General features: G+C 67.8%; 16 protein-coding genes. 4 read left to right on the top strand and 12 right to left on the bottom strand.

Going from position 1 to position 18,086, the window contains the following annotated elements; genetic code table 11:
* Positions 1–17: 17 nt before the first annotated feature.
* On the bottom strand, positions 18–1,148 hold the full coding sequence (locus tag ACFQ9R_RS32105; RefSeq protein ID WP_378996152.1) for a GTP-binding protein: 1,131 nt from the start codon (positions 1,146–1,148) through the stop codon (positions 18–20).
* Between the two features lie 89 nt (positions 1,149–1,237).
* On the opposite strand from ACFQ9R_RS32105, the gene thiD reads away from it, so the two are divergent.
* Positions 1,238–2,086 carry a bifunctional hydroxymethylpyrimidine kinase/phosphomethylpyrimidine kinase gene (gene thiD / locus ACFQ9R_RS32100; RefSeq protein WP_378996108.1) on the top strand — a complete coding sequence of 283 codons (849 nt, stop codon included), beginning with the start codon at positions 1,238–1,240 and terminating at the stop codon, positions 2,084–2,086.
* A 146-nt stretch (positions 2,087–2,232) separates the two neighbouring features.
* Here the strand turns inward: thiD and ACFQ9R_RS32095 are convergent, their stop codons facing one another.
* Positions 2,233–2,958 (bottom strand): TetR/AcrR family transcriptional regulator, encoded by a 726-nt coding sequence (locus ACFQ9R_RS32095; RefSeq protein WP_378633734.1) that lies wholly within the window; start codon positions 2,956–2,958, stop codon positions 2,233–2,235.
* Positions 2,959–3,108: 150 nt separating this feature from the next.
* On the opposite strand from ACFQ9R_RS32095, the gene ACFQ9R_RS32090 reads away from it, so the two are divergent.
* The 3 genes from ACFQ9R_RS32090 (at position 3,109) to ACFQ9R_RS32080 (ending at position 7,157) form a co-directional block, all read left to right on the top strand.
* Positions 3,109–3,735, top strand: a complete 627-nt coding sequence (locus ACFQ9R_RS32090; protein WP_378996106.1) for a class I SAM-dependent methyltransferase — start codon at positions 3,109–3,111, stop codon at positions 3,733–3,735.
* Positions 3,736–3,804: 69 nt separating this feature from the next.
* Entirely contained in the window at positions 3,805–5,103 is a 1,299-nt protein-coding gene (locus ACFQ9R_RS32085) for a glycosyltransferase (RefSeq protein ID WP_378996104.1), read from the top strand.
* Positions 5,100–7,157, top strand: a complete 2,058-nt coding sequence (locus ACFQ9R_RS32080; protein WP_378996102.1) for a glycosyltransferase family 39 protein — start codon at positions 5,100–5,102, stop codon at positions 7,155–7,157. The genes ACFQ9R_RS32085 and ACFQ9R_RS32080 overlap by 4 nt, the downstream gene beginning before the upstream one ends.
* 246 nt (positions 7,158–7,403) lie before the next feature.
* Here ACFQ9R_RS32080 and ACFQ9R_RS32075 read toward each other — a convergent pair whose 3' ends face one another.
* The 10 genes from ACFQ9R_RS32075 to ACFQ9R_RS32030 form a co-directional block, all read right to left on the bottom strand.
* Positions 7,404–8,171, bottom strand: coding sequence for an SDR family oxidoreductase (locus tag ACFQ9R_RS32075; protein ID WP_378996100.1), 768 nt, complete (start codon positions 8,169–8,171; stop codon positions 7,404–7,406).
* A 74-nt stretch (positions 8,172–8,245) separates the two neighbouring features.
* Positions 8,246–8,677, bottom strand: a complete 432-nt coding sequence (locus tag ACFQ9R_RS32070) for a PIN domain-containing protein (protein ID WP_378996097.1) — start codon at positions 8,675–8,677, stop codon at positions 8,246–8,248.
* Positions 8,668–8,874: a hypothetical protein gene (locus ACFQ9R_RS32065; protein ID WP_056814932.1), complete on the bottom strand. Its 207-nt coding sequence runs from the start codon at positions 8,872–8,874 to the stop codon at positions 8,668–8,670. Before ACFQ9R_RS32065 ends, ACFQ9R_RS32070 begins: the two co-directional genes overlap by 10 nt.
* Positions 8,875–8,944: 70 nt before the next feature.
* Complete coding sequence (locus tag ACFQ9R_RS32060; protein WP_378996095.1) at positions 8,945–9,559, bottom strand: TetR/AcrR family transcriptional regulator; 615 nt, start codon at positions 9,557–9,559, stop codon at positions 8,945–8,947.
* Between the two features lie 4 nt (positions 9,560–9,563).
* Complete coding sequence (locus ACFQ9R_RS32055) at positions 9,564–10,346, bottom strand: enoyl-CoA hydratase family protein (protein ID WP_378996093.1); 783 nt, start codon at positions 10,344–10,346, stop codon at positions 9,564–9,566.
* 61 nt (positions 10,347–10,407) lie between these two features.
* Entirely contained in the window at positions 10,408–11,568 is a 1,161-nt protein-coding gene (locus ACFQ9R_RS32050; RefSeq protein ID WP_378633713.1) for an acyl-CoA dehydrogenase family protein, read from the bottom strand.
* Entirely contained in the window at positions 11,565–13,559 is a 1,995-nt protein-coding gene (locus tag ACFQ9R_RS32045) for an acetyl/propionyl/methylcrotonyl-CoA carboxylase subunit alpha (RefSeq protein ID WP_378996091.1), read from the bottom strand. Before ACFQ9R_RS32045 ends, ACFQ9R_RS32050 begins: the two co-directional genes overlap by 4 nt.
* Positions 13,560–13,567: 8 nt before the next feature.
* Positions 13,568–15,166, bottom strand: a complete 1,599-nt coding sequence (locus tag ACFQ9R_RS32040) for an acyl-CoA carboxylase subunit beta (RefSeq protein ID WP_378996089.1) — start codon at positions 15,164–15,166, stop codon at positions 13,568–13,570.
* Positions 15,163–16,314, bottom strand: coding sequence for an acyl-CoA dehydrogenase family protein (locus tag ACFQ9R_RS32035; protein WP_378996086.1), 1,152 nt, complete (start codon positions 16,312–16,314; stop codon positions 15,163–15,165). The genes ACFQ9R_RS32040 and ACFQ9R_RS32035 overlap by 4 nt, the downstream gene beginning before the upstream one ends.
* Complete coding sequence (locus ACFQ9R_RS32030) at positions 16,311–18,026, bottom strand: acyclic terpene utilization AtuA family protein (protein ID WP_378996084.1); 1,716 nt, start codon at positions 18,024–18,026, stop codon at positions 16,311–16,313. Before ACFQ9R_RS32030 ends, ACFQ9R_RS32035 begins: the two co-directional genes overlap by 4 nt.
* Positions 18,027–18,086: the final 60 nt, after the last annotated feature.

Raw genomic sequence — 18,086 nt, 5'->3', positions numbered from 1 at the left:
CGCAGCAAAGATGCCAATCAGTGATGCTCGTGCAGGTCGGCCCAGGCCGGAAACGGATCGGCGTAGCCGGTCCACGCGCTCGGGCCCGCCGCGAACTCCGCGTCGGTGAGCAGCGCGGCGTCAAGTTCGCGCCGCACGGCGGGGGCGTCGAGGCGTACTCCGATGAACACGAGCTCCTGTCCGGCAGGCACTTCCAGTTCCGACCACCACGCGCCGGGTTCGAAGGTCAGATTCGGGCCCGCCTGCGACCAGATCGCCGCCAGCTCGGGACGGCTCGCGATCCAGCAGAATCCCTTGCTGCGCAACATCCCCCGCAATCGCTCCAGCACGGCGGCGAGGCGTTGCGGATGGAAGGGCCGGTCGGCGAGAAAGGTGATGCTGCTGATCCCGTATTCCTCGGTCTCGGGAGCGTGTCCCCCCGCCAATTCCTCTGCCCAGCCTTCGGATTCGGCCGCGACCACCAGGTTGTAGCGTCCCGTGGCAAGCACTTCGCGCAGATCCACGACGCCTTTTTCGGTTCGCAGCACGTGCGCTCGCGGGTTGAGCCTTCGCACGGTCGCCTCCACCGTGGCCGCGGCGTTCGCGCTGACCAGGTCGGTCTTGTTGATCAACAGCACGTCGGCGAACTCCACCTGATCGACCAGCAGATCCGCGATCGAGCGGGCATCACCCTCGCCGGCTTCGAGGTCGCGTTCCGTGAGCGCCTGTCCGCGGACGAGTTCGGCCAGGAAGGTCGAGGCGTCGACGACGGTGACCATGGTGTCGAGGCGGGCGATGTCGCCGAGGCGGAACCCGTCGTCGAACTCCCAGTCGAAGGTGGCGGCCACCGGCATGGGTTCGGAGATGCCGGTGGACTCGATCACCAGCTGGTCGAAGCGGCCCTCGCGTGCCAGACGCGCGACGGCTTCGATCAGGTCCTCGCGCAGGGTGCAGCAGATGCAGCCGTTGGTGAGTTCGACCAGCTTCTCCTGGGTGCGGTCGAGGTGCCCCTGGCCCGCGATCAGCGCGGCGTCGATATTGACCTCGCTCATGTCGTTGACGATCACCGCGACCCGGCGGCCGTCGCGGTTGGCGAGGATGTGATCGAGCAGCGTGGTCTTGCCTGCGCCGAGGAAGCCGGACAGGACGGTGACGGGCAGAGGTGTCAGGGTGTTGGTCACGAGTTAATGATAATGGTTTTCATTTGCAGTGCCCAGGTGGGGTCTCGCGACGGCGAGTGCGGTCGTAGGGTTGGGGCGTGAAGATGTTGCCGCTGACCCCCGATGGCCAGACCCCCGTTCGCGCGCTCACCATCGCGGGCACCGACTCCGGTGGCGGCGCGGGCATCCAGGCCGATTCGCGCACCATGGCGCTGTGCGGCGTGCACGCGTGCGTGGCGGTGGCCGCCGTGACCGTGCAGAACACGGTGGGCGTCAGCGGGTTTCACGAGATTCCGCCGCAGGTCGTGGCCGATCAGATACGGGCGGTCGTGCGCGATATCGGCATCGGCGCGGCCAAGACCGGCATGCTCGCCTCCACCGCGATCATCGAGGCCGTCGCCGGGGTGTGCCGCGAGCTCGGAATCGGGCGCGAGGGCACCATCCCCCTGGTGGTCGACCCCGTCGCGGCTTCCATGCACGGGGATCCACTGCTGCACGCGGAGGCCCTGGAGGCAGTGCGCAACACGCTGATTCCGCTGGCGACCGTCGTTACCCCCAACCTCGACGAGGTGCGTCTGATCACCGGCATCGAGGTGGTCGACGACGCCACCGCGCGCAAGGCCGCCGAGGCATTGCACGCGCTGGGCGCGCAGTGGGCGATCGTGAAGGGCGGCCACCTGCGCGCCTCGGAATTCAGCACCGACCTGCTCTACGACGGCGACACCTTCCGCGAGTTCAGCGCACCGCGCATCGCCACCGGCAACGATCACGGCGGCGGCGACACCCTGGCCGCGGCGATCGCCAGCGCGCTCGCCAACGGCTACCCGGTTCCCGACGCGGTGGAGTTCGCCAAAGAGTGGACCTACCGATGCCTCGCCGCCTCCTACGATCTCGGCGCAGGCCACGGCCCCGTATCACCGCTCTGGAGACTTCACGTCGACGCATGATCGGCGCGGCCGCGCACGGCCGAGGTATGCCTAGCGTGGCGTCCCGAACATGTCGGTACCCAGGTTCATACTGAACCCATCGCACCCCCGTCGACCCCAACGACGTGATCGACGAGAACAACGGAGTTCGTGTCGGGCGCGAGATCTCAGTCGAGACCGAAAGCCGAGCGCAGCGGTTCCGACGGGTCGATCTTGACCCCGTTGAAGCGAGCGTGCGCCTGCGCCAGCGCCGAGATGCTCTCGGCCAGATAGTCGACGAAGCGCTCGACCGGCATCGCCGATACTTCGCGCTGGTTCGCGCCGAGCCACCAGTCCGTGGCCGAGGCGACCGCGCCGAAAATCGAATAGTTCACCAATTCGATCCCGGTCACGTCGATCGATTCGGTCGGCAGCAGGCCCGCGAAGAATTCCGCCGCCCGCCGCGCCGATTGGCGGGCCGCGACCAGCGCGCGTTCGGTTTCCTTGGCCTGCTGGCTGAAATGGCTGTGCAGCATGAACCGGAAGACGTTCGGATGCGCCGACACGACCGCCACGTATTCGGTGGCCGCGGTATGGACGAGTTCGCTGATCGAATCGTCGGTGAGATTCACGCTGGTGAGCACGCGCTCCCAGAGCATGTCGCGTACCCGGTCGACGATCGCGTTGTAGAGGTCGGTCTTGTCCTCGAAATGGCGATACAGCTTCGGCTTGGCCGCACCGGCTTCCTTGGCGATATCGCCCATGCTCACATCGGGCCCGACCTGATCGAGCGCCCGGAACGCGGCGTCGACGAATTCGATCCGCACCTGCACGCGATGCTCACGCCAGCGTTCGGTCCGCGCGTCGACACGACGCCGCGGCGCCTCGTCCGTCTTGGGGTAACCGCGCGTCACGGTAGTAATACTAGGGCGGGCCGTACCGCGGGTTACGCACCCCACCGAGAGCGGGAACACATTTGCTGAAACAGCAAGATTTCTGGCGCCCGTCGGAGCCGCCGATGCACTATCGGATGATCCTTTCACCCTGACTGACCAGGAGCATCGATGACCGAGACCGTGGCGAACGCCGAAGAGTTCTGGGAAGACTTCTACCGCGAACGTGCGCAGATCTGGACCGGTAACCCGAACCCCCTCCTGGTGCGCGAGGTCTCCGAGCTGACCCCCGGGACCGCCCTCGACCTGGGCTGCGGCGAGGGTGCCGACGCGATCTGGCTGGCGGAGGGCGGCTGGCAGGTCACCGCCGCCGACATCTCCGCGACCGCGATGGAGCGTGGCGCGCGCCGGGCCGCCGAGGTGGGCGTGACGATCGTGTGGGAGCGCCACGACCTCCAGGCGAGCTTCCCGGCAGGCACCTTCGACCTGGTGTCGGCGCAGTTCCTGCACTCCCCGGTGGAACTGCCGGACGAGCGGGCCGGGATTCTGCGCAGCGCGGCGGCCGCCGTCGCGCCGGGTGGCGTACTGGTGGTCGGCGCGCACGCGGCCGCGCCGAGCTGGGCCTCCAGCCAGATGCACGCTCATGTGTTCCCGACCATCGAGCAGGTGCTCGAGCAGCTCGAGCTCGGGCCCGAGTGGCAGGTCGAGACCGCCGAGCTGGTCCACACCCCCTCGACCAGCCCCGACGGTGTGGTCGGCGAGCGCGCCGACAGCGTGCTGCGCCTGCGTCGCGGCTGACCACGATCCCCAGCAACCTCCCAGCTCGGTCCCAGCTCGGTGGCAGCGCGGCCATCGAGTCTGGGTGTCATGACTCAGACCGAGGCCGAGCAGAAGGCCATGCAGAGCAGCCGCGCGCCGGTGCTCGACGTAGTGATACCCGTGTACAACGAAGAGGTCGATCTCGGCCTGTGCGTGCGGCGGTTACATGCCTATCTGCGCGCCGGATTCCCGTTCACGGCCCGCATCACCATCGCCGACAATGCCAGCACCGACGCCACCCTCGCGGTGGCGGAGTTGCTGGCCGCCGAACTCGACGGCGTCGAGGTGCTGCACCTGGACGCCAAAGGGCGTGGGCGGGCCCTGCGGGCCGCGTGGGAAGCCTCGGACGCGGCGGTGGTCGCGTACATGGATGTCGACCTGTCGACCGACCTGGACGCGCTGCTGCCGCTGATCGCGCCGCTGGTGTCCGGGCATTCCGATCTCGCGATCGGCACCAGGCTCGACGCGTCGGCTCGCGTGGTGCGCGGACCCAAGCGTGAGATCATCTCCCGCTGCTACAACCTACTGCTGAAAACCACGCTGCGGGCGGGCTTTTCGGATGCACAGTGCGGATTCAAAGCCGTGCGCACCGAGGTCGCGCGCGAACTGCTGCCGCTGGTTCGGGATGGCGAGTGGTTCTTCGATACCGAGCTGCTGGTGCTGGCCGAGCGGGCGGGTCTGCGGATTCACGAGGTGCCCGTCGACTGGATCGACGATCCCGACAGCCGGGTCGACATCATCGATACCGCACGCAAGGACCTGCGCGGAATCTGGCGGTTGACCAGGGCGCTGACCACCGGCGCCCTCCCGCTGGACGAGCTGCGGGCCGCTGTCGGGCGGGAACCGCTGGTCGCCGGAGTACCCCTCGGCATGGTCGGGCAGCTGGTGCGGTTCGCGATCGTCGGGGTGAGCTCGACCCTCGCCTACATCGTCCTGTATCTGCTGCTGCAGCCGCTACTCGGCAGTCAGGGCGCCAATCTGATATCGCTGCTGGTCACCGCGGTGGGCAATACGGCCGCCAACCGGGCATTCACCTTCGGCGTGCGCGGACGCGGCAACGCGATCTCGCACCAGTTCCAGGGCTTGGCCATCTTCGCGTTCGGGCTGGCGGTCACCAGCGGGTCCCTGTTCGCCCTGCACCGCTGGGCACCCGACGCACCCGTGGCGGTGGAACTCACCGTCCTGATCACCGCCAATCTCGTGGCGACACTCGCTCGTTTCGTCGGCCTGCGCTGGGTGTTCCGGCACGCGGGCGCCGACCGGAGCACGAGCGTCTCGCCGGTGTTCGCAGCCACCGAGAGCGCGGAGTCGGCAGCGCGCACGCACGCGGTGGAGGTCCGTCGATGACCACGACCATCGCACCCACCCCACCCGCCGGCATCGCGAAGACCACGCCGACCCGAAAGCGTTGGGAGCGACCCGCATTGGCGGCGTTGCTGCTCGGCACACTGATCGCCTATCTCATCAATCTGAGCGCCAACGGCTGGGCCAACGACTTCTATGCCGCTGCGGTACAGGCAGGTTCGCAATCGTGGGAGGCGTTCTTCTTCGGCTCCTCCGACGCCGCGAACTCGATCACCGTCGACAAACCGCCCGCTTCGCTGTGGGTGATGGAACTGTCGGTCCGGCTGTTCGGGCTCAACAGCTGGAGCATGCTGGTGCCGCAGGTGCTGCTCGGCGTCGCGAGCGTCGCACTGTTGTGGGCGACGGTGCGCAGGTCGTTCGGACCTGCGGCGGGGTTGATCGCGGGCACGGTGCTCGCGGTGACTCCCGTCGCGGTGCTGATGTTCCGGTTCAACAATCCCGACGCGCTGCTCGTCTTGCTGATGATCGCGGCCGCGTGGGCGATGACACGAGCGGTCGCGGACGGACGGTGGCGATGGTTGCTGCTCACCGGCGCGTTCATCGGATTCGGGTTCCTGGCCAAGCAGTTGCAGGTGCTGCTGGTGGTGCCACCGTTGGCCCTGATGTATCTGATCGCCGGACCCCCGAAGCTGGGAAAGCGGGTCGCGCAATTGTTCGCCGCCGGAGCGGCGATGGTGGCCGGCGCGGGGTGGTGGATAGTGGCGGTGGAGCTGTGGCCGTCGGATTCGCGGCCGTGGATCGGTGGGTCACAGAACAATTCGATCATCGAGCTCACTCTCGGATACAACGGACTCGGCCGGTTGAACGGCAACGAGACCGGCAGTGTCGGCCCCGGCGGGGAACTGCCCGCCGGCGGCAACGGGATGTGGGGAAGCACCGGGCTCACCCGGATGTTCGAACCCGCGCAGGGCGGTCAGATCGCGTGGCTGATTCCGGCGGCGTTGCTCGCGCTCGTGGTCGGGCTCGCCTTGCGCGGACGCGCGCCGCGCACCGATGCTCGGCGGGCCGCGCTGATCCTCTGGGGCGGTTGGCTTCTCGTCACCGAACTGGTGTTCAGCTTCATGGCGGGGATCTTCCACCAGTACTACACGGTGGCGCTCGCGCCCGCCGTGGCGGCGCTGGTCGGGATCGGCGCCGTGCAGATCTGGGGTTCGCGTGATCGGCTGTGGGTGCGGTGCGCGGGCGCGGTGGCCATTGCGCTCACCACGGCGACCGCGTGGATGTTGTTGTCACGCAGCGCTTCCTTCCAGCCGTGGTTGCGCTGGACGATCCTTGTCGTCGGTGTCGTCGCCACCGTCGCGTTCGTGTTCCCACTGGCTCGCAAGCAGTCGGTGATCGTGGCGCTCGCCGCGGCCTTCCTCGGCCTCGCCGGGCCGATCGCCTACTCGATCGACACCCTCGCGTCCGCGCATTCCGGTGCGATCCCTTCCGCCGGACCGAGTTCCGGCGGGATGCACGGTATGGGGGGACCCGGTATGCGTCCCGGGGGCGACGGTGGTAGGCCCGGCGCCGACGGATCCGCGAGGGACGGTGCCGCACCTGGCGGGACGACCCCGGACGGTGCGGCCACGGGTGCGCCGGACGGTGCCGCGCTGGGGCAGGACGGCGCGGCGACGCCGGACGGTGCCGCGCAGGGAACGAACGGCGACCAGCGCATGGGTGGCGCCGGCGGATTGCTGGGCGGATCACGGCCGAGCGATCAGATCGTCACCCTGCTCGAGTCGAACGGCACCGACTACACCTGGGTCGCGGCGGCCGTCGGTTCCAACAGCGCCGCCGGGTATCAGTTGGCCACCGAACTGCCGGTGATGCCGGTCGGCGGGTTCAACGGCAGCGACCCGTCGCCCACCCTCGAACAGTTCCAGCAGTACGTGGCCGACGGAAAGATCCACTACTTCGTCGCCGGTGGGCGCGGTGGTCCCGGCGGGAACAGCGCGTCGACCAGCTCGGCGATCACCGCATGGGTGACGGCGAACTACTCGGCGACGACGGTCGACGGGGTAACGCTCTACGACCTCACCCAACCGAAGTCGTAGCCGTCTCGACGACAGGCTGGGCCCGGCGGATCACCCCGATCCGCCGGGCCCAGCCTTCGTGTCGCCTCACCCCATCGCGCCGCCGGCACCCTGCGTTGCCGCCCAGATTTCGTCCACCACGCAATCACAATTCGGCCCGACGTCGGAGAGCGGGAGCAGCAGCCTTTGCACGAGCTCCCCGGGGAAGCAACATCGGACAGGCGAGCGTCGTTGATGTGCCGAGCAGCACTGGAGCGCCGAGCAGCGTTAGAGCGCAGCGGCGACCCACTCGGCGAAGGAGGGACCGGCCAGGGTGGCGTGCGGGGACGGCAGGAGGGTGCCGTTTTCGAATTGCTCGCGGTCGGGGTTGGCCGAGTCGGAGGTTTCGATGATCTGTAGCGCGTCCCCGCGGGTCTCGACCAGAACGGCGGCCGCACCGGCCATGGTCTCCGGCTGCGGGCCTGCGATCTCGGGGAACGGAATATCTTCGGCGGCAATCGGATTCGCGGCGAGATCGACCAGCGCCTCGGCAACTGTTCGAGCGGCGACCAGCTGGGTACGCATACCCGCAACGTAGGCGACGGAGCCTTGCGTGCCCCACCCGACCATCACCTCGACGAGTTCGTGGAACTGCGCCGCACGCAGGATCTGCACCGGCAGTGCACCTTTGAGCAGTTCCTGCTCATGAGCCAGCTTGGCGGCGTTGTACCCGGCGAGCGAACCGTCGATCCCGATGATGGACACCACCACCAGCCGCTCGACCCCGGCCCGCTCCCCCGCCGCATGCAGATTCCGCGCGGAAGCGGTGAAGAACTCGGTCGCCACCTGCTGATCGGCCGACGGCGTACTCGACGCGTCGATAACGATGTCGACCCCGGTCAACGCCTCGTCGAGACCCGCACCGGTCTCGATGTCGACACCGTCGGCGCGCGAGAAGGCGACAACGTCATACCCACGCTCGACCAGCACATCCACCACGTGCCGACCCAGCCGCCCGGTTGCGCCCGCCACCGCGATCTTCTTCTGCTCCACCATGATCCACTCCTTCACCGCTTCTTGCGGGTTCACAGAGACGACGACGTAGGCGACCGGAGTGTGACATCACCTGGTCACGATGTCTCGAGACTCCCCCGAGGCGCGACCCAGCGGTGATTGAGGTCCACCACCGATGCGACCGTTTCGAAATCGGAGTCGTAGTGGAACAGGACAAGGCGGTGTTCTATCGCCAACACCGAAGCGAGCAGGTCATGGATGCCGACCGCGCGGTGGCGGCCCGACCGCGCGAGTTCGCGCTGAATCGTGAAGGCGCTTTGCCAGTGTTCGTCATTGGTGGGCAGGTACTCATAGGCTGCGCGGCGCCGAAACCGAATCTGTTCGTATTCAGCCGGGCTTCGGGCGCTGTAGAGCGCCTCGGAATCGAGCGGTGCACACGTGGCTATCAACCCGGCCTCGAGCAGCGGCCCGAGTGCGGCCCCCACGTCCGGATGACGCATTCGAGCGGCCGCGCTGGTGTCGATGAGATAGCGCGCCGTTATCGCCATACGTCGTCGCGCCGATCCTTGTCGGCCATTTCGGCCATGCCGCCGTTGACCAACCATTCGACTTCGCTGGCGCGCGCATGCGCCACCACGGCCGAGTTCAGCGCGGCACGAACGGTATCGGAGACACCTGCGGTCCCGAGCGCGTCCTGCGCGGACTCGAGTAGCTCGTCGTCGATCTCGATCAGGCGTTTGGTCATCGCACAGTCCCTCGATATATATTCCCCCATGCCCGAACTATATACCTCGAAACGATCAGGTCACAAGGGTTCAGTGGGACAGGTTCAGGGCGGTGTGCAGGGTGGCGGCCCACTGGTCGACGATCAGTTTGCGGCGAGCGGAGTCGTCGGTGAGGACGTCGGCGAGGCCGAGGCCGCGGGCCAGGTCGAGGGTGGCCTGGACGAGGTGATGGGTGACCGGGTCGGAGTCGTCGACGCCGAGGGCCTCGATGGCGCGGCGGTGGGAGATACGGCCGAACCGGGCCTCGAGGGGCAGGATGCGTTCGCGCAGGGCCGGGTCGGCGGCGGCGTGGGTCCAGACCTGGAGCGCGGCTTTGAAGAACGGGGTGGTGTAGGACTCGACGAGCGCGGAGACGACGGCGCGCGTGCGGCCCGCACCCTGGGCGACCGCGTTCACCGTTTCGGCCTCGGCCTTGGCCTGGTCCATCCGGAACTCGAACATGAACTCGAGCGCGGCCGTGATCAGATCCTCGCGGGTGGGGAAATGGTGCTGGGCGGCACCGCGCGACACCCCGGCCCGCTCGGCGACCACCGACACGGTGGCGGCTGCCCAGCCGGTTTCGGCCAGGCAGTCGATGGTCGCCTCCAGCAGCCGCTGCCGGGTGGCCCGGCTGCGGTCCTGCTTGGGTTCGTGGGGTGTCGCCATCGGACTATTGTGCCCAGCTGGGCGGACGCTTCTGGAAGAAGGCCGTCATGCCCTCGATCACCTCGGGGGTGCCGAAGAAGCTCGCCGACCGCTTGGCCAGTGCTTCGGCCTCGGCGTCGAACGTAGCCAGCACCGCCGCGTTGACCAGTTTCTTGGACTCGGCCAGTCCCTGCGGCGACCCCTTGCGCAGCTCGCCACTCAGGCGTTTCACCTCGGCGGCGGCGTCCTGCGCGGCCACGGTGACCAGGCCGATCTCCTGCGCGGTCGCGGCATCGAATTTCTCGCCGGTCAGGAAGTAGCGGCTCGCGGCCCGCTGGTCCAGCCGCGGCACCAGCGTGAGCGAGATCATGAACGGCGCCATCCCGATGCGCACCTCGGTGAGCGCGAAACTACTGCCCGGCCCCGCGACGACCAGATCGCAGGCCCCGATGATGCCCATGCCACCGGCCCGGACATTGCCGTCGATCTGCGCGATCACCGGCTTGGGCGAGGCGAGGATGCCGCGCAGCACGTCGATCATCACGCGGGTGCGCTCATCGGCGGCCACCGCGGGATCGGCGTTGCTCGCCTCCTTGAGGTCAGCGCCCGCGCAGAAGGTGTCACCGGTGTGGGCCAGCACGATGCCGCGCACGGCGGGATCGGTGGCCGCCGCGTCGAATCCGGCGAGCAGCTCGCGAACCAGCCTGGACGAGAGCGCATTGCGGTTGTGCGGCGAGTCGAAGGTCAGCCTGGCGAACCCGTCGACGACCTTGTAGCGGACGAACGGTGCTTCCGTCGCGTCACTCATCGGGACTCCTGTTCATCCGGTAGGGGTGGTCGCCCCACCGCCGGGGCGACCACCGTTGTGCCTAGTACGAGCGTGGCAAACCCAGCGAGTGCTGGGCGACGAAGTTCAGGATCATCTCGCGGCTGACCGGTGCGATGCGCGAGATGCGCGCGGCCTGCAGCATCGCCGCCAGCCCCACCTCACGCGTCAGACCCGAACCGCCGTGGGTCTGAATCGACTGGTCCAACGCTTTGATGCTGGCTTCCGCGGCCGCGTACTTGGCCATGTTGGCCGCCTCGGCGGCGCCGAACTCGTCGCCGGTGTCGTAGAGCGTCGCGGCCTTCTGCATCATCAGCTTGGCCAGTTCCAGCTCGATCTTCACCTGGGCCAGCGGATGCGAAATACCCTGGTGCGCACCGATCGCCGTCTTCCAGACCGTGCGCTCCTTGGCATATTCCACCGCCCGGTCGATGGCGTAGCGACCGAGGCCGACCGCCATGGCCGCGCCCATGATGCGCTCGGGATTCAATCCGGCGAACAGCTGGGCGATGGCCGCGTCCTCGGAACCGACGAGGGCGTCGGCGGGCAGGCGCACGTCGTCGAAGAACAGCGTGAACTGGTTGTCCGGCTCGATCACGTCCATCTCCTGGACGTTCTTCACCAGGCCGGGCGCGTCCACCGGCACGATGAACAGCGCGGGCTTGAGCTTGCCCGTCTTGTGGTCCTCGGTCCGCGAGACCACCAGGATGGCCTCGGCCTGATCGACACCGGAGATGAAGATCTTGCGGCCGTTGAGGATCCAGTCGCCGCCGTCACGGCGGGCGGTGGTGGTGATCTGGTGCGAGTTGGAGCCCGCGTCGGGCTCGGTGATCGCGAAGACCATCTTCGACGAGCCGTCGGCCAGCTTGGTCAGCCAGTTCTGCTTCTGCGCCTCGGTACCGTACTTGGTGATGATGGTGCCGCAGATGGCAGGCGAGACGACCATCAGCAGCAGCCCGGCGCCCTGCGCCGCCAGCTCCTCCTGCACCAGCGCCAGCTCGTACATGCCCGCGCCACCGCCGCCGTACTCCTCGGGCAGGTTCACGCCGAGGAAGCCGAGCTTGCCCGCCTCGTCCCACAGCTCGGTGAGGGGCTCGTTCTTGCGCGAGAGCGGCAGCACGTAGTCGCGGTAGTTGTACTTGCTCGCCAGCGAGGCGACCGCCGCGCGCAGCGCCTTCTGCTCTTCGGTCTCGATGAAACTCATGCCTGCTCCTGCTCTTCTTCCTCGACGACGGCGAGGACGGTTCCGACCTCGACCTGCTGGCCGACGGTCACGTTGAGTGCACTGAGAATGCCGGTCGCCGGGGCCGCGATGGTGTGTTCCATCTTCATCGCCTCCAGCCACAGAATGGGCTGCCCCTGCTTGACGTGGTCGCCTTCGGCGGCACCGAGGCGGATCACGCTGCCCGGCATCGGCGCGAGCAGCGAACCGGCGGCCACCTGCTCCGACGGATCGGTGAAGCGGGGCAGCCTGCGCACAGCCACCGGGCCGAGCGGGGAGTCGACCGCGACGTGATCGCCGTAGCGGGCGATCTCGAATTGCCTGCGCACCGAACCACGTTCATTCGGCACACCGAGGACTACCCGATCGGGCGCGACCGAGATCAGCTCGAGACCGTCGTGGCCCTCGACCGCCACACCCGTGCGGGTGAAGCGGTAGCGCACCTCGTGGGTGCCGGAGGTCCGGCTTTCGTACGACTTGGTCTGCGGCAGCGAAGACAGGTTGCGCCAGCCACTCGGGGTGAGTCCGGCCAGGCGCGAGGTGCCGCGATTGGCAGCCGAATCGGCAAGTGCCGCGGCGGCAATCGACAATGCCTCATCGGCCTCCGATACCAGCGGCGCCGCGAGCACGGCCAGGTCGTGGGTGGCGAAGAAGGCGGTGTCGGTGTCACCGGCGAGGAACGCCGGGTGCCGCAGCACGCGCACGAGCAGGTCGCGGTTGGTGACCAGGCCGTGGATCTTGGCGCGCTGGAGCGCGGTGGCGAGCAGATGTGCTGCCTCCGCGCGGGTTTCGGCGTAGGAGATCACCTTGGCGAGCATCGGATCGTAGTGGACGCCGACCACCGAGTCGTCGACGACACCGGTGTCCAGGCGCACGCCCGGCTGGTCGAGAACAGTGAATTCACCGGCGGTGAACGGGATCTCGATCTTGTGCACCGGACCGCTCTGCGGCTGCCAGTCGTGCGCGGGGTCTTCGGCGTAGAGGCGAACCTCGATCGAGTGACCACGCTGGGCGGGCTGGGTCGCGGGCAGCGGCAGGCCGGACGCCACCTGCAACTGCAGGCGGACCAGGTCGAGCCCGGTGGTCTGCTCGGTGACCGGATGTTCCACCTGGAGACGGGTGTTCATCTCCAGGAAGAAGAAGTCACCCTTCTCGTCGGCCAGGAACTCGACGGTGCCCGCGCCTTCGTACCCGATCGCCTCGGCGGCCAGACGCGCCGCCTCGAACAGGCGATCACGCATGCCGTCGATCTTCTCGACGAGCGGCGACGGCGCTTCCTCGACGACCTTCTGATGACGACGCTGGATCGAGCACTCACGCTCGCCGACGGCCCAGGTCTTGCCGAAAGTGTCCGACATGACCTGAACTTCGATATGACGGCCGGTCTCGAGGTAGCGCTCGCAGAACACCGTCGGATCACCGAAGGCCGACTCGGCCTCGCGCCGAGCGCCCGCGATCTGATCCTGCAGTTCGCCCAGCTCGCGCACCACGCGCATACCGCGTCCGCCACCACCGGCGGACGCCTTGATCAGCACGGGCAGGTGCGCGTCGGTGACCTCGGCCGGATCGAGCTCGGCGAGGACGGGGACACCGGCGGCGTCCATCATCTTCTTGGACTCGACTTTGGAGCCCATCTGCTCGATCGCCGCGACCGGCGGGCCGATCCACACCAGACCCGCGTCGAGCACGGACCGCGCGAATTCGGCGTTCTCGGAGAGGAATCCGTAGCCGGGATGGATCGCGTCGGCACCGGCCGACAAAGCGGCCTCGATGATCAGCTCACCGCGCAGATAGGTCTCGGCCGGGGTGTTTCCGGGCAGCCGGATCGCCGCGTCGGCCTCGGACACGTGCGGCGACGCGGCATCAGCATCGGAGTAGACCGCGGTGGTGCCGATGCCCATCCGACGGCAGGTGGCGAAGACGCGGCGAGCGATCTCACCACGATTGGCAACGAGGACATTCGTAATGGCCACAGCGCATCTCACATTCGGAAGACGCCGAAGCCCTCGGCGCCCTTGATCGGGGCTGTGTGAACGGCCGACAGAGCCATTCCCAGCACGGTGCGGGTGTCGCGGGGGTCGATGATGCCGTCGTCGAACAGCCTGCCCGACAGGAACATCGGCATGGCCTCGGCCTCGATCTGCGCCTCGACCATCGCGGCGAGACCGGCGGCGGCCTCCTCGTCGAACGGCAGGCCCTTGGACTCGGCCGCGCCGCGCTGCACGATGGTGAGCACGCCGCCCAGCTGCGCCCCACCCATGACGGCGGATTTCGCGCTCGGCCAGGCGAACAGGAAACGCGGGTTGAACGCGCGCCCGCACATGCCGTAGTGCCCGGCGCCGTAGGAGGCGCCGATCAGCAGCGAGATGTGCGGGACCGTGGAGTTGGCGACCGCGTTGATCATCATCGCGCCGTGCTTGATGATGCCGCCGTGCTCGTACTCCTTGCCGACCATATAGCCGGTGGTGTTGTGCAGGAACAACAGTGGCGTGTTCTTCTTGTTGGCCAGCTGGATGAACTGGGTGGCCTTCTGCGATTCCTCGGAGAACAGCACGCCGCGCGCGTTGGCGAGGATGCCGATCGGGTAGCCGTTGATCTCGGCCCAGCCGGTGACCAGGCTCGAGCCGTAGAGCGGCTTGAACTCGTCGAAGTCGGAACCGTCGACCACGCGGGCGATGACCTCGCGGGGATCGAACGGGATCTTCAGGTCCGAGGGCACGATGCCGAGCAGTTCCTCGGGATCGTAGATCGGCGAGATCACCTCCGCGCGCGGCTCCGGTCCCTGTTTCTTCCAGTTCAGGCGACGAACGATATTGCGGCCGAGGCGGATCGCGTCCTGCTCGTCGGCGGCCATGTAGTCGGCCAGACCGGAGGTGCGGGCGTGCATCTCGGCACCGCCGAGGGTCTCGTCGTCGGAGTCCTCACCGGTGGCCATCTTCACCAGCGGCGGGCCCGCGAGGAAGACCTTCGCGGCTTCCTTGACCATCACCACGTAGTCGGACATACCGGGGATATAGGCACCACCGGCGGTGGAGTTGCCGAAAACCAGGGAGATGGTGGGGATTCCGGCCGCCGAGGCCTGGGTGAGGTCGCGGAACATCGCGCCACCCGGGATGAACACTTCCTTCTGCGTCGGCAGGTCCGCGCCGCCGGACTCGACCAGCGAGATCACCGGCAGCCGGTTCTCCCGGACGATGTCGTTGATACGCAGTGTCTTACGCAGCGTCCACGGGTTCGACGTACCGCCGCGCACCGTCGGGTCGGGCGCCACGATCATGCACTCGACGCCCTCGACGAGGCCGATGCCGGCGATCGTCGACGCGCCGACGTGGAAGTCGCTGCCCCACGCGGCGAGTGGGCACAGCTCGAGAAACGGCGAGTCCTCGTCGAGCAGCAGTTCGATGCGCTCACGCGCGGTCAGCTTGCCGCGCTTGTGGTGCCGGGCCACCTTGTCGGGGCCACCACCGGCGATGGCCTTGGCGAACTCCGCCTCGACCTCGGTGAGCTTGGTGGACATCGCCTCGGCGGCCGCGGTGTACTCGGGCGAGGCGGTGTCGATGAGGGAACGGAAGGTCGTCACGACTGGTACCCCAATACTTTCGACGCCAGCATGGTCAGGATCTCGTTGGTGCCGCCGCCGATGCCGATGATGCGCACATCGCGGTAGATGCGCTCGACCTCGGCCTCGCGCATGTAGCCCATCCCGCCGTGCAACTGCACGGCCTGGTTGGCCACCCATTCGGCGGTCTCGACGGCGTTGTTCTTGGCGAAGCACACCTGAGCGATCAGGTTCTCGTCGCCGGCGACGTAGCGCTCGACCAGCGCCCGGGTGTACGTGCGCGAGATATCCACGCGCTGTGCCATATCGGTGAGTGTCATCTGCACCTTCTGACGGCTGATCAGCGGCCGGCCGAAGGTCTCGCGATCGCGGCACCACTGCACGGTGAGGTCGAGCGCGCGCTGGGCCAGCGAATACGCCTGCACCGCGAGGCCCACCCGCTCACTGACGAACGCGGCGGCGATCTGCGCGAAGCCGCTGTTCTCGGCGCCGACCAGGTTCGAGGCGGGCACCCGTACGTCCACGTACGACAGCTCGGCGGTATCCGAGGCCAGCCAGCCCATCTTCTCCAGCTTGCGGCTGACGGTGAAGCCCGGCGTGTCCTTCGGCACCAGGATCAGCGAAACACCGGCCGCGCCAGGGCCGCCCGTGCGCACCGCGGTGACGACGAAGTCGGCACGACAGCCCGAGGTGATGAAGGTCTTGGCGCCGTTGATGATGAAGTCCTCACCGTCGCGCACGGCGGTGGTGGTGAGGTGGCCGACATCGGAACCCCCGCCGGGTTCGGTGATAGCCAGCGAACCGATCAGGTCACCGGCCAGCGTCGGCTTGGCCCACTGGTCGATCTGGGCCTGGTTGCCCGAGGCGATCATGTGCGGCAGCGCGATTCCACAGGTCAGCAGCGAGGCCCACAGGCCGCCGGACGCACCGGCGACATGGATCTCCTCGCCCACGATCACCGAGTCGATGGCGTTGCCGCCCTCGCCGCCCGCCGATTCCGGGTACTCGATGCCGAGCAGGCCGAGTTCGCCTGCCTTCTTGTGCAGCTCGCGCGGTAGTTCGCCGGCCCGCTCCCAGGCATCGAGGTCGGGCAGGATCTCCCGTTCGACGAACCCGCGCACAGTGGCGCGCAGCTCTTTTCGCTCCGGCGTTTCCCAAACTGAGGTCATGCGAACAGCTCCGTCGGCATATCGATGTGGCGGGAGCGCAGCCATTCGCCGAGCCCCTTGGCCTGCGGGTCGAAACGTGCCTGGTAGGCGACGCCCTTGCCCAGCAGCCCGGAAATGATGAAGTTGACCGCGCGCAGATTGGGCAGCACGTGGCGGGTGACGGTCAGGTCGGCCGTCTCGGGAAGAAGTTCTCGCAGCTTCTCGACGGTGAGGGTGTGCACGAGCCAGCGCCACTGGTCGTCGGTGCGCACCCACACGCCGATATTGGCGTCGCCGCCCTTGTCGCCGCTGCGCGCGAGCGCGATAGTGCCGAGCGGGACTCGACGGGTTTCGGCGGGCGGCGGAGGTGCGGGCAGTTCGGGTTCGGAAACAGGTTCGAGGACAACGGTTTCCGTAGCGGGGGCGATGTCGACACGGGTACCGTTCGCCAGCACGGCGATATGCGGCACCTCGTGCGCGTCGACGAAACCCGGGGTGAAGACACCGTAGGGCGAACCGTTTCCGGGCAGCGCGGTGAAGCTGGCGCCCGGGTAGCTCGCGAGCGCCAATTCCACAGCGACACTGGAGAACCCGCGACCGACCTTGTTCGGGTCGGCATCGCGCACCACGCAGCGCAGGATCGCGCTGGCCTGCTCTTCGGTCTCGGCGTCGGGGCGATCGAGGCGAGCCAGGGTCCAGGTGAGCTCGGCGGGTTTGTCCGGCAGCCAGGATTCCAGCTGTCGTTGTGCCAGTGCGGCTTTGGCCTCGATATCGAGTCCGGTGAGGATGAACGACATCTCGTTGCGGAAGCCGCCGAGGGTGTTCAGCGAGACCTTGAGCTGTGGCGGCGGGGCCTCACCGGTGACGCCGCTGATCAATACCCGGTCCTTACCCTCCTGGCTCAGCACGATGCTGTCCAGGCGGGTGGTGACGTCGGGTCCGGCGTAGCGCGCGCTCTGGATCTCGTACATGAGCTGGGCTTCGACGGTGTCGACAGTGACCGCGCCGCCGGTGCCGTCGTGCTTGGTGATCACGCAGGACCCGTCGCGACGGATCTCGGCGATCGGGAAGCCGGGGCGGCCGATGTCACCGAGTTCGGTGAAGAAGGCGAAGTTACCACCGGTGGCCTGAGTGCTGCACTCGATCACGTGGCCCGCGACCACCGCACCGGCGAGCGCGTCGTAATCGGTACGGGCCCACCCGAAGTGGGCCGCCGCCGGACCCACGATCACGGAGGCGTCGGTGACGCGGCCGGTGACGACGATATCGGCGCCGGAGTTCAGGCACTCGACGATCCCCCACGCGCCGAGATAGGCGTTCGCGGTGAGCGGCTGACCGAGGTCGAGTTCGGCGGCACGCGCTACCAGGTCGTCGCCTTCCACGTGTGCGATCTCGGCGTCGAGCCCGAGCTCGGCGGCGACCTTGCGCAACTGCTCGGCCAGCCCCGCCGGATTCAGCCCGCCGGCATTGGTGACGATCTGGACGTTCTTCTCGAGCGCGAGCGCGAGGCAGTCCTTGATCTGCTTGACGAAGGTCTTGGCGTAGCCGAGGCTCGGATCCTTCATCCGGTCGCGGCCCAGGATCAGCATGGTGAGTTCGGCGAGGTAGTCGCCGGTCAGCACGTCGAGCTGACCGCCTTCCAGCATCTCGCGCATGGCGCTGAGCCGGTCACCGTAGAACCCGGAACAATTCCCGATCCGGATCAGGTCCGGGTCAGCGGAGAGAGCACTCATGGCACCCAGGATCGCAGCGGTTCAGAAAAAAAGCAAGCATGCGTGCTTGTTAATTCCATG

The organism is Nocardia sp. NPDC056541, from assembly GCF_042794235.1.
GTDB lineage: Bacteria > Actinomycetota > Actinomycetes > Mycobacteriales > Mycobacteriaceae > Nocardia.
This window is presented reverse-complemented; position numbering and strand designations above follow the sequence as displayed.

Coding starts and splice junctions, on each gene's coding strand:
- ACFQ9R_RS32035 (WP_378996086.1), bottom strand. CDS start 16,314: ATGACCTCAGTTTGGGAAACGCCGGAGCGAAAAGAGCTGCGCGCCACT.
- ACFQ9R_RS32050 (WP_378633713.1), bottom strand. CDS start 11,568: ATGAGTTTCATCGAGACCGAAGAGCAGAAGGCGCTGCGCGCGGCGGTC.
- ACFQ9R_RS32055 (WP_378996093.1), bottom strand. CDS start 10,346: ATGAGTGACGCGACGGAAGCACCGTTCGTCCGCTACAAGGTCGTCGAC.
- ACFQ9R_RS32080 (WP_378996102.1), top strand. CDS start 5,100: ATGACCACGACCATCGCACCCACCCCACCCGCCGGCATCGCGAAGACC.
- ACFQ9R_RS32070 (WP_378996097.1), bottom strand. CDS start 8,677: ATGGCGATAACGGCGCGCTATCTCATCGACACCAGCGCGGCCGCTCGA.
- ACFQ9R_RS32085 (WP_378996104.1), top strand. CDS start 3,805: ATGACTCAGACCGAGGCCGAGCAGAAGGCCATGCAGAGCAGCCGCGCG.
- ACFQ9R_RS32065 (WP_056814932.1), bottom strand. CDS start 8,874: ATGACCAAACGCCTGATCGAGATCGACGACGAGCTACTCGAGTCCGCG.
- ACFQ9R_RS32030 (WP_378996084.1), bottom strand. CDS start 18,026: ATGAGTGCTCTCTCCGCTGACCCGGACCTGATCCGGATCGGGAATTGT.
- ACFQ9R_RS32090 (WP_378996106.1), top strand. CDS start 3,109: ATGACCGAGACCGTGGCGAACGCCGAAGAGTTCTGGGAAGACTTCTAC.
- ACFQ9R_RS32060 (WP_378996095.1), bottom strand. CDS start 9,559: ATGGCGACACCCCACGAACCCAAGCAGGACCGCAGCCGGGCCACCCGG.
- ACFQ9R_RS32075 (WP_378996100.1), bottom strand. CDS start 8,171: ATGGTGGAGCAGAAGAAGATCGCGGTGGCGGGCGCAACCGGGCGGCTG.